This window comes from Lacrimispora sp. (assembly GCF_046972725.1).
In the GTDB taxonomy this organism is placed as follows: domain Bacteria; phylum Bacillota; class Clostridia; order Lachnospirales; family Lachnospiraceae; genus Lacrimispora.
In genome coordinates, this window is record NZ_JBKVXF010000004.1 from 72,931 (window position 1) to 88,452 (window position 15,522).

The 15,522-nt window shown below is 37.2% G+C and carries 15 protein-coding genes and 1 pseudogene; 14 read left to right on the forward strand and 2 right to left on the reverse strand.

From position 1 onward, the window contains the following. Positions 1 to 81: 81 nt before the first annotated feature. Both ACLTWA_RS14425 and ACLTWA_RS14430 read right to left on the reverse strand, forming a co-directional pair. Positions 82 to 1,205 (reverse strand): IS3 family transposase gene (locus tag ACLTWA_RS14425; RefSeq protein ID WP_412326607.1). Its coding sequence is split into 2 segments (ribosomal slippage): positions 82 to 947 and positions 947 to 1,205, totalling 1,125 coding nucleotides; the frame shifts between segments, so codons are not numbered across the junction. A gap of 131 nt (positions 1,206 to 1,336) precedes the next feature. Continuing rightward, positions 1,337 to 2,116 (reverse strand): hypothetical protein, encoded by a 780-nt coding sequence (locus ACLTWA_RS14430; protein ID WP_412328602.1) that lies wholly within the window; start codon positions 2,114 to 2,116, stop codon positions 1,337 to 1,339. Positions 2,117 to 2,264: 148 nt separating this feature from the next. Between ACLTWA_RS14430 and ACLTWA_RS14435 the strand changes: the two genes are divergently transcribed. The 14 genes and pseudogenes from ACLTWA_RS14435 (at position 2,265) to prmC (ending at position 15,504) form a co-directional block, all read left to right on the forward strand. Further along, positions 2,265 to 3,353 carry a hypothetical protein gene (locus tag ACLTWA_RS14435; protein ID WP_412328603.1) on the forward strand — a complete coding sequence of 363 codons (1,089 nt, stop codon included), beginning with the start codon at positions 2,265 to 2,267 and terminating at the stop codon, positions 3,351 to 3,353. Next, positions 3,340 to 3,927, forward strand: coding sequence for a hypothetical protein (locus ACLTWA_RS14440; protein WP_412328604.1), 588 nt, complete (start codon positions 3,340 to 3,342; stop codon positions 3,925 to 3,927). The genes ACLTWA_RS14435 and ACLTWA_RS14440 overlap by 14 nt, the downstream gene beginning before the upstream one ends. A gap of 9 nt (positions 3,928 to 3,936) precedes the next feature. After that, positions 3,937 to 4,293, forward strand: coding sequence for a hypothetical protein (locus ACLTWA_RS14445; protein WP_412328605.1), 357 nt, complete (start codon positions 3,937 to 3,939; stop codon positions 4,291 to 4,293). Positions 4,294 to 4,544: 251 nt separating this feature from the next. Beyond that, positions 4,545 to 6,023, forward strand: coding sequence for a recombinase family protein (locus tag ACLTWA_RS14450; protein ID WP_412328606.1), 1,479 nt, complete (start codon positions 4,545 to 4,547; stop codon positions 6,021 to 6,023). Between the two features lie 2 nt (positions 6,024 to 6,025). Continuing rightward, complete coding sequence (locus ACLTWA_RS14455) at positions 6,026 to 6,820, forward strand: hypothetical protein (protein ID WP_412328607.1); 795 nt, start codon at positions 6,026 to 6,028, stop codon at positions 6,818 to 6,820. Between the two features lie 1,288 nt (positions 6,821 to 8,108). Further along, a complete protein-coding gene (locus tag ACLTWA_RS14460) occupies positions 8,109 to 8,531 on the forward strand; it encodes a helix-turn-helix domain-containing protein (RefSeq protein ID WP_412328608.1) in 423 nt (140 codons plus the stop codon). 11 nt (positions 8,532 to 8,542) lie between these two features. Beyond that, entirely contained in the window at positions 8,543 to 9,415 is an 873-nt protein-coding gene (locus tag ACLTWA_RS14465; protein ID WP_412328609.1) for a Fic/DOC family protein, read from the forward strand. A 122-nt stretch (positions 9,416 to 9,537) separates the two neighbouring features. Beyond that, positions 9,538 to 9,735, forward strand: a pseudogene (locus ACLTWA_RS14470) (peptidoglycan N-acetylglucosamine deacetylase); the annotation flags it as partial. 1 nt (position 9,736) lies between these two features. Continuing rightward, positions 9,737 to 9,979, forward strand: a complete 243-nt coding sequence (locus tag ACLTWA_RS14475) for a hypothetical protein (RefSeq protein WP_412328610.1) — start codon at positions 9,737 to 9,739, stop codon at positions 9,977 to 9,979. A gap of 207 nt (positions 9,980 to 10,186) precedes the next feature. After that, positions 10,187 to 11,503, forward strand: a complete 1,317-nt coding sequence (locus tag ACLTWA_RS14480; protein WP_412328611.1) for a replication-associated recombination protein A — start codon at positions 10,187 to 10,189, stop codon at positions 11,501 to 11,503. Between the two features lie 165 nt (positions 11,504 to 11,668). Further along, complete coding sequence (gene rho, locus ACLTWA_RS14485; protein ID WP_412328612.1) at positions 11,669 to 13,249, forward strand: transcription termination factor Rho; 1,581 nt, start codon at positions 11,669 to 11,671, stop codon at positions 13,247 to 13,249. A gap of 135 nt (positions 13,250 to 13,384) precedes the next feature. Continuing rightward, entirely contained in the window at positions 13,385 to 13,591 is a 207-nt protein-coding gene (rpmE, locus tag ACLTWA_RS14490) for a 50S ribosomal protein L31 (protein ID WP_394524814.1), read from the forward strand. A 108-nt stretch (positions 13,592 to 13,699) separates the two neighbouring features. Next, positions 13,700 to 14,644 (forward strand): DUF1385 domain-containing protein, encoded by a 945-nt coding sequence (locus tag ACLTWA_RS14495; RefSeq protein WP_412328613.1) that lies wholly within the window; start codon positions 13,700 to 13,702, stop codon positions 14,642 to 14,644. Continuing rightward, positions 14,641 to 15,504, forward strand: a complete 864-nt coding sequence (prmC, locus tag ACLTWA_RS14500) for a peptide chain release factor N(5)-glutamine methyltransferase (RefSeq protein ID WP_412328614.1) — start codon at positions 14,641 to 14,643, stop codon at positions 15,502 to 15,504. The genes ACLTWA_RS14495 and prmC overlap by 4 nt, the downstream gene beginning before the upstream one ends. The last annotated feature ends 18 nt before the right edge of the window (positions 15,505 to 15,522 follow it).

The window sequence follows — 15,522 nt, forward strand, 5'->3', positions numbered from 1 at the left end:
CATGGATATATGGACATGACTGCTAACAAAGTATGGAGAGAACTGTTTAAAACTATCTCATACTGGATTGTCAACACTTTTTTAGACAACTTTTTTAAGGTTAGTAAGTCGATACTCTTTGGGGGTCAAATAACCAAGTGAGGAATGAATCCTATGGTTATTAAACCAGTTTACATAATCAGCCAATTCGTACTGTAACTGCTCTAGCGTCTCATATTCCTGACCTTTCACAAATTCGGTCTTAATGATTTTAAATGTAGCCTCTGCTACCGCATTGTCATAAGGACACCCTTTCATGCTCAGAGAGCGGCGAATGTGAAATGTTTCAAGCGTTTCATCCAGAGTTTTATTTTTAAACTCATTCCCACGGTCGGTGTGGAAAATCTGTATTTTTTCCAGATTTACATTGACTCTGGAAAAAGCTTTACTAACCAGCTTGGCATCTTTGTTCTTGCCAGCACTGTAACCAATGATTTCCCGGTTGAACAGATCAACAAGCACACAGATGTAATTCCAGCTGTTTCCTACCCGTACATAGGTCAAATCGCTGACTACAACGTTATATTGCGGCTGATCGGAGAAATCCCGGTTTACTATGTTTTGCACTTTGGATTCATTGCATTTATCCACATGTGGTTTGTATTGTGCTACGGTATAGGAGGATACAAGCCCCTCTTGCTTCATGATTCTCCCAATGCGCCTACGGGAAACCCTGAGGTCTTTTTTGGAAAGCTCCACTTTGATTTTCCGAGTACCATAATTATTCCGGCTCTGCCGGAATATCTCACGGATTTCAGCTGCCAGACTATCTTCTGGTTGTTTCTGCGTTGCTTCATAATAATAGGAACTTCTAGGGTTGTTTAGGACTTTACACATTGCTGATACAGAGTATTTGTGAGCATTTGCCTTAATCACATTTACTTTCGTCCTAAAATCAGCGCTGCTTGTTTTAAAATGTCGTTCTCCATCTCCAATTGTTTATTTCGTTTACGCAGTTCAATTAATTCTTGCTGTTCTGTGGAACGGTTATCTTTCTCGTGGAAAGAACCAGAGGTGGCAGACTGCTTGAGCCATTTATCCAGCAATGAGGTGGCAATATCGTATTCACGACAGATATCACATTTTCTTTTTCCATTATGATACAGCTGAACTAACTGCTGTTTAAATTCATCCGTATAAGAACGGGGCTTTCTTTTTTCGGTCATGATCATTACTCCTTTTCTAGCTTCTATTTTACATGACCTTAAAATATCTGTCCAATTTATTGTAGCCTATCCATTACTGAATAAAAAGAGCATATAGTTAATATATGCTCAAATGAAGGATGCTTTAACAATTAAAGTGTATAGATTGCCTTTTTAGAATTACAGTCAGTTACATAAATTCCAGATTTGTTCTTCCAATTTCCAGCTAAAACAATAATTTGATTGGCCGGACATTTATAAAAGAATTTTTCAAGCTTTTTAAATAATTTGTCATTGTAAAATTTCAAGCCTACAGTATATTGATTCGGTAGAGTAGAAGAGAGAGGATACTTGAAATAAATTGTTTTTTTTAGAGGATCATAGTGATGATATGTGCATTCTACCAGATGATAGCCAAGAATACCTTTTGTGTAAAAAAAGTTTGATTTATCATCACATAACATTATCTTTCGCTTAATACCGCCAAAATCTCCATTTATCATAAGGCTTTTACAAATTTGATACAAATCAGAGATTGAAACTGGCTTGGAATGAGTAATGGTGGTGGTAGGTGGTGTGCCAGGAGCAGGTAAACCTAAGGTGGGTGAATTGATTACTGGAGTATTAGAAGAAGTTCTAGGTGGTTCTGTTAATAAATTATTAATAATTTTGTTGAAATTAAATCCATGAGAGTCATAGTCTCGACTAGTCTTTTCTAATGTTATTTTTTTACACCAACCAGTATGCTTAAGGGTGTTAGATACTAAACCAAAATACGGTTCTTTGTGAATGGAATTAGCAGCTTTTAGATTTACTTTAGCTTTACAATCGGGATTCCAACAATAAAAAGGTGTATCTTTATTTTTCGCAGTACAATCTTTGGCATAAATTTTAATGGTTCTGGCAGCGTTTATATAGGCAAAGCTTCCCATATGCAAATCTCCTTACTGTAATGGTATATGTTGCCATTTTAAGACATTGTTTAAATAAATTCAATGATAACAGGAACTTGTAATAAAAAATTGGATATTCAAATGGAAATAGCTTTATAAAAAATATGGAGAAAAAGAGATAAGAAAGATGAAAAATAAACTTAAGAAGGGTCTTGTAGTTATATCCATTGTAGCCCCCCTGGTCTTGGTGTGCGCTGGCATGGCACAAGCAGGAGAGAAAGAAATAGAAGTAAAAAAAGAATATAGAACCTCCATAAAAGAAGAGGATGGAAAAACACAGTTTAAAGAAATTTATGAAAAGGATGGGCTAAAATATCGTCTAAAATCTGTCAGAATAGACAATGTAGAAGAAATTTTTCCAGGCGAGGTAATCACTTATGACTCTAATCCTTTTGTGGGAGACCCCAAAAAATATGAACCTAAAAAAAGCGTTGAACGAAAGGGGAAAAAATATACCTTAAAGAAAAGTGAAATTAAAGAAATTACTACGGAGGAAACGACGAAATATTCTGAAGCTTCAATATTATATAAAGGAGTAGAGTACATAGACTCTTTGCCTGAAGATGCAGAGGTCAACGTTGTTAATGAAGACTTAGAACAAAAGTTAAAGGTTAGGCTTCCAGCAGTCAATTATAAAGATGAAGGAACGTACTGGGATTATAATTTTACATTTCCTGTGACAGTTACCGGCTACGATGCCGATTCATACATGTTAGGGGAAACTGAAATTTCCAGTGATTCTCCTTTAATAGATCATGCAGGGCAGTTATTGGCTTACTTAAATTTGCCAGCTGAGTATTATGAAGTGATGAGCATTGAGTGGTCTGGAGAACCCGTATTAAAAGATGGTGAAATGATACGCAACGCAACAGCTCATGGACGTAAGCTTGTAAAGGATGTTAGAGGGACTTATGGGGGTGACGTCACCTATCCGTCCGTAAAAGCAAATGTCTATCATGGAGATTACATTGAATCAGAAGCAGAAAATCAAACGGATCAGGTTATCTATAAAAAGAATGCAACTGCAACCTATGAACTTGGTGGTATGAAATTTTGGGACTTTTTGAAGTGGCTGCTATCAAATCCAATTATACTGGCAATTCTACTGCTTTTACTGTTAATTGCAACTATTTTAATAATTATCGCTAAAAGGAGTATAAAACGTAAGAAAAACAAAAAGCCAAAAATCGAGGAGGAAGAGGATGAGGAAATTTAAAAAGGAGAGCCAGACCGTTGCAGTAGCTGGCTGTCTGGGCCGTATTGGAACTACGACCCAAGCAATTCAGATTGTAAAATATTTAAGCTTAATGGGGTATAGATGCTGTTATGTAGAAATGAATCGTAGTGGATATATTGACGGTGTAAAAGAGCTTTATAACAATGTGAAAGAGGATCGTAAGGTAAAGAGAATTACATATGAACATGTTGATATGTTTAGGAGGGAAAACATTGCAGAAATAGGCAAGCTGGATTATGAATTTCTGGTTAAGGATTATGGATCTGTCCTAGATCAATCATTTGAAAAGATATCTTTTCTGGAGCAGAATTTTCGAATATTCTGTGGAGGCATCAAACCAGGTGAAATAAATTGTGTATATGATGTGCTTTCAAACTCAAATTATCGTGCTACGGGGTATATTTTTAGTTTCGTACCAAATGTAGATAGGGAAGCTATAAAGGAGATGATGGATGAAAAAAAAGATTTTACATTTTTTTGTGATTATGTTCCAGACGCTTATTTATACTCATCGACATCCAATCAAATTTATCGTACGTTATTAAATCTATAGGAGAAAAAAATGGCTAAATTTAATAATACATTAATGAAAAAGGTAAAAGAAGATCAGGCTGCATATGAGGAGCAAGAAGAGTTAAGAAAAAAACATAAGATAAAAAATAAAAATGTAGTGATTGTTGAAAAGTCAAATAGCCTAAAGTTTGTAATTAGTACCTTAAAAGGACTTATAATTGTTTTCATCTTAATCGTGATTGCGTTTCTTTTATTTGTAGCTCTAACGGCGTTATGCTATCCGGAACCAAGGCATGGATTACAAACCGTCTATGTAAAAGGCATTGAGGAATTAAGAACTTACCTTCCCAATATGGAAGGGGTATTCAATAAATTAATTGAATTATTGAAGTTTGGCTTGTCCTGATGGATTAATTTAAAATACAAATCATATATTAAAGCAAATTATAATTGTCTACTGAGGTGAAAGTGTATTTTATGAGAGTAGAAAATGTGTATCCTGAGTATAAAAACGCCCACGAACGATCAAAAACCGTACAAGAGGTATATACAGAGCTTCAGATAATTTTCTATAATAATTCTGAGAAACGAAAAGGTAGTTCTCGATCAAATAAGGAACAGATAATAAATTTTAGGAAAGGAAATTAATTTTATAATATGGACGCAATTTATGCCCGACAGTCTATAGATAAAAAAGACAGTCTTTCCATTGAAACACAAATAAATTTTGCAAAAAGTATAGCCATTGGTGAACCTAAACTATACATAGACAGAGGAATATCTGGGAAAGATTTGGTACACAGACCAGAATTACAAAATTTACTTAGTGATATCAAAAAGGGAGCTATTACAAGAGTTTTAGTGTATAAACTTGATCGTTTTACCAGATCATTGATGGATTTTGCTAATACCTGGGAGTATATGAGTAAGTATAAAGTGGAGTTTATTTCAGTAACAGAAAACTTTGATACTTCTACTCCCATAGGAAAAGCAATGATATTTATTATGGCTATTTTTGCCCAGATGGAGCGAGAACAAATTTCAAAGAGAGTATCAGATAATTATTATGATAGAGTAGAGTTGGGACGTTGGCCGGGTGGCCCGGCTCCTTATGGTTTTAGCAATACGACGATAGTGCAAGATGGCAAAAAGGTATCCTCTTTAAAATTAGAGGATACCATGAATGTTTTGGATGAGATAATGAAAGTGTACGCTTATCCTACAACAAGCTTGGGTGATGTTAGTCGATTACTTAATAAGGAGAAATGTCCAGGACCAAATAGTAAAAATTGGACTGCTTGTTCCCTTAGTAGAGTGTTGCGAAACCCGGCTAGTGTTAAGTGTGATCATGCGGTATATACCTATTTTAAAAAGTTGGGCGTAAATATTTTAAATCCGATTGATGAATTTAATGGAGAGCATGGTGGTGTTTTGGTGGGAAAAAATGGGGCCAGAACTAAGGGAACATTAAATCCCAAAGAAGCCACTTTTGCAATTGGCAACTGGCCGGGATATATCGATTCAGAACTTTGGCTGCAATGTCAACAAAAGCTTGATAAAAATCAACAATTTACTTCCAATAATAGCCCTCGTAATAGTTGGCTTACTGGACTAATAAAATGTGGAGATTGTGGCCGTGCAGTAATGGTAAGAAAATACGACAGGAAATCAGATAGTGAGACTGTTCGGTTCCTACGATGCAGAGGTAAGGATTTTTTAGACTGCAATATTAATATTGAGATCACAATAGAAGAAATTGAGGAGGCAGTACAGAAAGAAATAGAATCGTTGTTTGAAAAATGCAATTCAACGCCTATTGAATCAGCACATAGTACAAATGAAATAGAAATCGAGCTGATCAGAGTGGCAGAGGCAATATCAAATCTTATGCAAGTACTAAAATCAGAATCAATAAGCAGCCTAACCATAGAATACATCAACAAAGAATTAGAAGAACTGACAAATAAAAAAAATGAATTGGAAGATCAAAAGAAAAAGGTGATACAAGAATTAGTAGTTCCTCAAAAAATAATCTTCAATGAACTGAACTTTGATGATAGGAGAGCTGTGGCATTCTCATACATTGAGACAGTGGTTATCTATGATGATTATATAAAAATAGTTTGGAAAAAGTGATTATGGAAAATATGGAAAAGAAAAACAGAGGCGGAAGACAGCCTACTCCTTACCCGGATAACTGGAAACATGTTTATGATGAGTGGCAATCAGGAGAGTTTTCAGTAGCTGAAGCGTGCCTGATTTTAAATCTACCCAAAGGAACTTTTTATAATATGGCTAAAAGATATGAAAGTCAAAATGGGATTGTCGGTGTTCGTCACTCAAATGCTAGAAAAAAAGTATATAAGGGTCAAGAAAGAGTATCACCTATCACAGGGAAATATAAGGACCTATCTCGTAAATATAGTGACTATATTGAACGTAACATATTACCATGTATTGATTATCGCAAATTACATGACTCTTATCATTCTGTGAATATGGAGTATGCAAAAGGTATATTAAATCTTTTATATCAAGCAATGATAAAAATATATGGAAATAATATATTTACAGATTTAAAAAATCAATCTGGTAATGCTTCTGAATCTATTTTAATACCAGGGGGTGCAGCTGGGGCTAAAGAATTGTGTATTGCTTTAATAGTAGTTGATCTAAAAGGGACCGTTACAAATGTTGAGTTTTTAACTGAGTTTGGCAGCTGCTTACAAAATTGTGGTGAAGATATGCCCACCGAAGAGAGCCACAAATTAAAGGAGGTAGTCCGAAGGTACACTCCTTTAATTGTTGGATACCCTGTTGAGTTTCTTAAAGAAAATCTGATAATAAATACGCTACCAGAAAGACTAAAGGAACTCTTATTAAATTTTAGAGGAAGTAAAGTAAGATTATTGTGTGAACGAAACAGCAATTAATATATATAATACTAAGCATTACTATCTTCATTAAATATAAATTTTTTTATGTACTCTGGTATCTTATTTAGTAAAGGCATAAAGAAAATAAATGTATATGCAATTTTAATAAAAAATAGGATTATACTTAATAGATCATTTAATTCTTTTTCAGGTACCAATAAAAAATTATATAATGCAAAGCGTATGTCTGAAACAGTAAAATCAGTAGGGTTTTGATAAGATATAATTAATGTTATTACTGCGTAAAATCCCAGCAATGATAAAAAGCATGTATATATAAATTTTAATAAATCTTTAGTCATTATTTTTAAAGCCAGCATTAATATAAACATATGAAAAAAAAGAATTATTAATGCAATTATAAATCCATATGTTGGCATGATATTAATAAAATCAATACAAAATATTAAAACAATTAATGTAAGAAAAAAAATAAATAATGCTGCTAAAATAATTCCAGGAACAGAATTATAACTTATAAAATGATAAATTAAATAAATTAATGATATAATAAATGAGAGAATAAGTATTACTAAATTCGTATAAGATGGCATTACATCAAGATTTAACAAGTAAATTTCTGTATTCAAATATTGGACAAATAGAAGTAATAAGAAAATATACAAATTATATAAAGATAATTTATATTTCAATTTCCCTATTTCAAATAGTATTATTAAACTGGTGAAAAAGTAAAATGACGAAAATATTATTAGATTAGACATAAATTATTCCTTTTTTTATTTAAATCTTAAAATATTATAAATGTTTTTCAATTAAATGTAAACGGTTCTCAAAAAATCTACCTTTTGATAGATTTCGATTACCCTGTATTTAATCTGTAAAATATAGTCTCAAAAGGTAGATGAAATCATTTTGATAATACTATTAAAATAAAATTGAGTTTTGATAGTATAAGTGTTGAATATATAAAAAAACTATGAGTCCAGAAGAAATGGAACTTTTGATAGAATCTTTTTATGATAGTAATAATAACAGGTTTAGTTCAACAGGAAAAATTGAATTTTCTGATGGTAGAAAAGCACCACTTGAGATTAAACACATAATCTATAGTGCTTCGCAAATTGGATATGTTGATATCTTTTATATAATTTGCAACCTTACGCTTTGAATTTTTTAAATAAAAATTTGAAAGCTGGAAAAATTGTAATAAGTAGCAGTTCTTTTAAATATATTTTTAAATAAGTTATACTTGAAAGGAAATAATAGTTGAAAAATAACGCAAAACGTAGTATAATGCTAATAGAGGTAAGGAGGTGTCATTATGGTAAATTTTAAATTAAAGAGTTTATTAGATGAGAGAGGATTTACACAAGTGGAATTGTCTCGTAAAACTGGTATACGGCAACCTACTATATCTGCAATCTGCAATAATGCTATTAAAGAATTGCCTTTAAGTGTATTGGAAAAAATTTGTGATTTTATTAATTGCGAGCCTGGCGATTTAATTGAAATTGTATCAGCAGATAATCTTGATAAGAGAAGGGATTTGATAAGTAAAGAATATTGTGTGCCAACAACGACCAGAGAAGAACGTGAAAAAATGGTTAATAACGCATTAGCGCTGTCTACTTTAGATGCTCCTGAACCAACAAGATTTACCAAGCAGTTAGCTGAACAGTTTGTAGAAGGTAACATATCTGAGGAAGATATGCTGCAGACAGTCATTGAGAAATACCAAATGTAGGGAGAAGCAATATGAGAGATCCATATTTGTATGATGATGTTCCCGTCTTAAAGAATAAACTAAATATTAAAGATGCAGACAAGCTGGAAGCTGCTGAAGCTGATATTACATTTATTAAACTCTTAAGTATTGATAAATTGAATCAGGGACAAAATTTGGACTTTAATTATGTAAAGGCTATTCATAAACATATCTTTGAAGATATTTATCCATTTGCAGGAGAGCCCAGAACGATACAAATTTATAAAGCAGAGCCTGTTTTAGGAGGAGACACTATAAGGTATTCGTATCCTTCTGAAATAGAAAAAAATGCTAAGTCTGTATTAGATCATATGGCTGAAATTAAATGGAAGGAACTCATTCTGGAGGATCGCTCTAGAGAGTTTTCAAAAAATATAGCAGCTTTATGGCAAGTTCATGCATTTAGAGAAGGTAATACACGAACGACTATGACGTTTGCCTGCCATTTTGCAGATCGGTATGGCTTCCCATTGGACAAGCAACTTTTCAAAGAAAATTCCTCTTATGTAAGAAATGCTTTAGTAAAGGCTTCTGATGGGGAGTATTCAGATTTAAAATACTTAAATAAAATAATGCAAGACTCTATGAATCTGGCAGAAGAAAGTTTTATTGTTGATCAAATTAAATCCGCTGGTTTCCGTCCGACCAATATATTAGTAAAGAAAATGAAGGAATTGAATCAAGTTTTTCAAAAACGACATACGGTCAAGGAGATTAAAGGATACTACAAAAATATAAACAACTTTAATAAGGAAAAAGGAGAGTTAATAAAATCTGTTGCCCAGGAGTTTATTGATCAAGAAATTCAAACCAAAAAGATGAATTACATGAAACAGATTCATGATAATGTAATCGAACGCTGACATATAAAATAGGTATTGAAATACCAAAAGTTGGATGTTATAATAGGACTAGCTTTTTTCATATGTTTTTCACACTTTTTTAATGATTCTACTCATTCGAGGTTTATTTTCCATTTATATGCAATGTTGACCCTCTGGACTGGAAAAGCCAGAACACAAAAAGGGTGGTGCGCCACATTGTAAAACATGCAGAACCAGGTGACATAATACTTCTTCATGATGTATACTCCACATCGGTTGAAGCAGCCCTTGAAGTAATTGATACTCTGACAAAACAAGGGTTTACGTTTGTTACGGTTGATGAATTGCTGGTAGACTGATATGTGCTTTTTTAAAAGAGAAAAGGAAAGAGAAAAGGCGGCGATAACATCGGTTACGCTGCTTTTTCTTTTTCCTTATTTTCAGGTGAAATGCCAGAGACAATCCGTACAGGCAGTCTGGCGAATTAAGGTCTATCGAAATATTGTTTTTCTGGTAGAATGCATTTGTTTGACTCTTATGAAAGGATATGAGTTTCATATTACAGGAAAAGGTGCATGGAAAAAGGATTATCGAAAGAATTGATTCTTTATGGCAGGAGTAAGCAGTAACTATTCTTGACAAACAGAGGAATACTGCCCATAATGGTTATAGTGTGGGTATTATGAATGGTTTCAGGAAAAATGTGTAAATTAAAATTTTTATGCATTTATATCAGCCGCTTCCCATGCAGATAAGGAAAGATACATTTTGTCAGAGCATCAGTCTGTCACGATATATAGGAGAAGAACAATGGATTTATTTGATTACATGAGGGAGAATACGATGGAGAAGGAAGCCCCTCTTGCCTCCAGGCTTCGTCCTTCTACGCTTGAAGAGGTGGTAGGCCAGCAGCATATTATTGGAAAGGATAAACTGCTGTACCGGGCGATTAAAGCGGATAAGCTGGGATCTGTAATTTTTTACGGTCCTCCCGGAACGGGAAAAACCACGTTGGCAAGAGTCATTGCCAATACGACCAGTGCAGATTTTAAGCAGTTGAATGCAACGGTAGCCGGGAAAAAAGATATGGAGGAAATCGTTAAAGAAGCAAAGGATGCCCTTGGTATGTATGGGAAAAAGACGATTTTATTCGTTGATGAGATCCACCGCTTCAATAAAGGACAACAGGATTATCTTCTTCCTTTTGTGGAAGATGGAACGTTAATACTGATTGGCGCTACTACGGAAAATCCATATTTTGAAGTAAACGGAGCTCTTTTATCAAGATCCAGGGTATTTGAACTTAAATCTTTGGAAAAAGACGACATCAAGGAACTGATTCGCCGTGCGGTATATGACAGGGACAAAGGGATGGGTTCCTATCATGGGGAAATTGATGATGAAGCACTGGAATTTCTTGCCGATGTATCCAATGGAGATGCAAGGGCAGCCTTAAATGCGGTGGAACTGGGAATCATGACCACGGAAAGAGGCCCGGACGGGAAAATCCATATTGATCTTGATGTGGCGCAGGAATGCATACAAAAAAGGGTTGTCCGTTATGATAAGACCGGGGATAATCATTATGATACCATATCTGCTTTCATAAAGAGCATGAGAGGATCAGACCCGGACGCTGCAGTTTACTATCTGGCAAGAATGCTGTACGCAGGGGAAGATTTGATGTTCATTGCCAGAAGGATCATGATCTGTGCGGCAGAGGATGTGGGGAATGCAGATCCCCAGGCTTTGGTGGTAGCGGTGGCAGCCGCTCAGGCAGCAGAACGGATCGGACTTCCGGAAGCCCAGATAATTCTGGCGGAAGCGGTCACTTATGTGGCCTCAGCTCCAAAAAGCAATGCGGCCTGTCTTGCCGTTTTTGAAGCGCTCCAGGCAGTAAAGGATCAAAAGACCATGCCTGTTCCGGTGCATCTGCAGGATGCCCATTATAAAGGGGCAGCAAAATTAGGACACGGGCAGGGATATCTTTATGCCCATGATTATCCGAACCACTATGTAAAACAGCAGTATCTGCCTGATGGCATGGAAGGAACCGAGTTTTACCGTCCTACGGAAAATGGCTATGAAAAGAAAATAAAGGAGCACTTAAGCTTTCTGAAAAAATAACTTTCCTTTTCATCTGTTAAGGTATATAATAAGCGTATCGTACGACCTGATTTAGCTTGATTTGGGCCGGAAGTACACTTCCGGTCATCTGTTTGCGATATTCTATCGTGAATCATTCCCAAGATTGCGAAACAAAAGTTATAAGGAATCATGAAGGAGAATAGTATGCGTGAAAAATTACAGACACTGCCGTTAGCGGAATTGAAGGAGCTTGCCAAAGCCAAAGGAATCAAAGGCTGCAGTTCCATGCGAAAAGCCGAAATTATAGATTTACTTTGTGAAAAGGAAGCGGAAAATCCTCTGATTTCTGTTTCAGACGAGAATGCACCAGTGGAAAAGAAGGAGGAAGCAAGGGAGGTTTCAAAAGCTCCCGTTCAGTCATCTGCCGCAGGTCAGAATCAGATTGTGGACCAGCAGGGGCTTTCTTCCGGAAACAGTCAGAGAAAGACCGTTGTTCGTTCCTATCGTCCTGAGACACAGCAGAGGGCTGCAGGTTATCGCCCGGCTCCTGTAAACAATGGCGAGACTCCGGTCAGGAATGAAACACGAATGGATAATGTCCCGGAAGAGCAGAAACCAGATTTTCAGCCCAGTCCTGAGCTGCAGGAACTGGACAGCGGAATTGAGGCACATGGCATTTTAGAGGTGATGCCGGACGGTTTTGGGTTTATCCGGTGTGAAAATTATCTGCCAGGGGAAAATGATGTTTATGTGGCACCTTCTCAGATCCGGCGATTTAATATGAAGACTGGAGATATTATTCATGGCAGCCGCAGAGTGAAGACTGCCACGGAGAAGTTTGCTGCCTTGCTTTATGTAAAGAATATTAACGGCTATCCTGCGAGTGTGGCAGAACGCCGTCCGAATTTTGAAAATATGACTCCCATATTTCCCGATAAAAGACTTCATATGGAGACTTCAGGAGGGAAAAATATTACAGCCATGCGGGTTCTGGATCTTTTGTCCCCCATTGGAAAAGGCCAGAGAGGTATGATCGTATCTCCTCCCAAGGCAGGTAAGACCACGTTATTAAAGCAGGTGGCAAAAGCCATTACTGTAAATCATCCGGAGATTCATCTTATGATCCTTTTGATTGATGAGCGTCCGGAGGAGGTTACGGATATTAAGGAATCCATTGTAGGAGATAATGTAGAGGTCCTTTATTCTACTTTTGATGAGCTTCCCGAACGTCATAAAAGAGTATCGGAGATGGTCGTGGAGCGCGCAAAGCGGCTTGTAGAGCATGGACGCGACGTTGTGATTCTCTTAGACAGCATTACCCGGCTGGCAAGGGCTTATAACTTAACGGTAGCACCCAGCGGCCGGACCTTATCCGGTGGTCTGGACCCGGCAGCTCTTCATATGCCAAAACGGTTCTTTGGAGCGGCAAGGAATATGCGGGAAGGCGGAAGTCTTACGGTTCTTGCGACTGCGCTTGTGGATACCGGAAGCCGTATGGATGACGTTATTTATGAGGAATTTAAGGGAACCGGCAATATGGAACTGGTTCTTGACCGGAAGCTATCGGAAAAGAGGATATTCCCTGCCATTGATATTCTGAAATCGGGTACCAGAAGAGATGATCTTTTGCTCACAAGGGAAGAGGCCGAGGCGGTTGATATCATTCGCAAAGCGACCAATACGCTGAAGCCGGAAGATGCGGTAGAAAAGGTCCTTGATTTATTTGCAAAGACAAAGACAAACCGTGAATTCGTGGAAACCTCCAAGAAAATGAGGTTTTTCTAGGAAATTCGGGGTTTTATAGAAATAAATGCTTGCATTAAAAATTTTTCTATGATATACTATACAAGCTGTTTATTAGACAAAGTCGGTTTTTAGGACCGCGATTTAATAGAAATCAAAGTATGCGAGGTGAAAATCATGAAAGAGGGAATCCATCCAAATTACTATCAGGCAAACGTTGTTTGCAACTGCGGTAATGAATTCGTAACTGGTTCTACAAAGGAAGATATCCACGTAGAAGTTTGTTCTAAATGCCATTCATTCTACACCGGTCAGCAGAAAGCTGCTTCCGCTCGTGGACGTATTGATAAATTCAATCGTAAATATGGCGTTAAGGCTGAATAAGTTTGGAGCAAAGAAAAGGTTGAGTTTAGTGGAAACACTTTAGCTCAACCTTTTTTGAAATTTGAAAAAACAAAAGGCTTCCAATTTGAATAGAGAGGTGGTTGGCGTATGAAGTATTCAGGAATCGGCGGACAGGCCGTAATTGAAGGCGTTATGATGAAAAACGGGGATGAGTATGCCACAGCAGTCCGTAAGCCGGACGGAGCCATTGAAGTAAAAAAAGATTCTTATGTCAGCATGGGGGAAAAAGTGAAATTTTTCTCACTTCCTTTTATCCGGGGGGTGTTCAGTTTTGCCGACTCCATGATTCTTGGAATGAGAGCCTTGACATTTTCTGCAAGCTTCTTTGAAGATGATGAGGAAGATTCAGAACCCACCAGATTTGAAAGACTGTTGGACCGGATGTTTGGAGAAAAGATGGAAAAGGCTCTGATGAGTATTGTGATGGTCTTTTCCGTGGTGATGGCAATCTGCATATTTATGGTATTTCCCATGTTTCTTGCAGGAATATTTAAACGTTTTATCCAGTCTCATACGGTGATGGCCGTGTTGGAAGGTGTTATAAGGATCGGTATTTTTGTGGCTTACATCAAGCTGGTATCCCGTATGGAAGACATTAGAAGAACCTTTATGTATCATGGTGCGGAACACAAATGCATCAATTGTCTGGAACATGGGCTGGAGCTTACGGTGGAGAATGTGAGAAGCAGTTCCAAGGAGCATAAACGGTGCGGAACCAGCTTTCTTCTTATTGTTATGCTCATCAGCATTCTGTTTTTCATGGTGGTACAGGTGGATACACTTCCGCTGCGGATTCTCAGCAGAATCGTACTCATACCGGTCATTGCAGGGGTTTCCTATGAGTTTTTGCGTCTTGCTGGACGCAGTGATTCAAAGCTTGTGGACTTGTTAAGCCGCCCTGGTATGTGGATGCAGGAGCTTACGACCAAGGAGCCGGATGATACCATGATAGAAGTGGGGATTGCCTCGGTGGAAGCTGTGTTTGACTGGCATGCATTTTTGGATAAGAATTTTCCGGAGAGGCAGTCATGAGTCTGACGATGCAGGTTTTACTGGAAGAGGGGACAGAATTGTTATTAAAAGCAGGTGTAGCAGAAGCGTCTCTGGATGCGAAGTACCTGCTTTTTGAAGCGTTTGAAACGGATATGACCCACTTTCTGCTGGACAGAAACCAAAAGCTGTCTCAGGAGGAGGATGCTCCCGGAATCTTAAAGTACAGATCTATGATTGAAAAGCGTTCCCGGAGAATTCCTCTTCAGCAGATCATCGGAAGCTGTGAATTTATGGGAATGGAATTTTATGTGAATGAACACGTATTAATTCCCAGACAGGATACGGAAACACTGGTGGAGTCGGTTCTTAAGGATTACAAGGGGAGGAACCCCAGAATTCTTGATATGTGTACAGGAAGCGGCTGCATCGCCATAAGCCTTGCCGGAATTGGCGGGTTTGATTGCGTAACTGCGGTGGATGTTTCAAAAGAAGCATTAAAGGTCGCAGAAAAAAATGCAGAAAATCTGTTAGGCCGGGATAGAATTACTTTTGTGGAGAGTGATTTGTTTTCGTCTTTGGAGGAACAGAAAACGTTTGATGTGATTGTATCCAATCCTCCCTATATCCCAACTAAGGTAATTGAGGGACTGCAGCCGGAGGTACGTGATTTTGAACCGGTGCTGGCTCTTGATGGAAAAGAAGATGGGTTGTATTTTTACCGGAGACTGGTAAGTGAAGGCCGCAGGTATATAAATGCAGGAGGAGCAGTATATTTTGAAATCGGATACGATCAGGCAGAGGCGGTTAGTGATCTGTTAAAAGATGCCGGTTTTGCTGAGATACGGATAATAAAGGATGCAGCAGGGCTTAACCGGGTCGTGCATGCCGTATTTAAATAAGTTAGGGCAAAGCCCGTT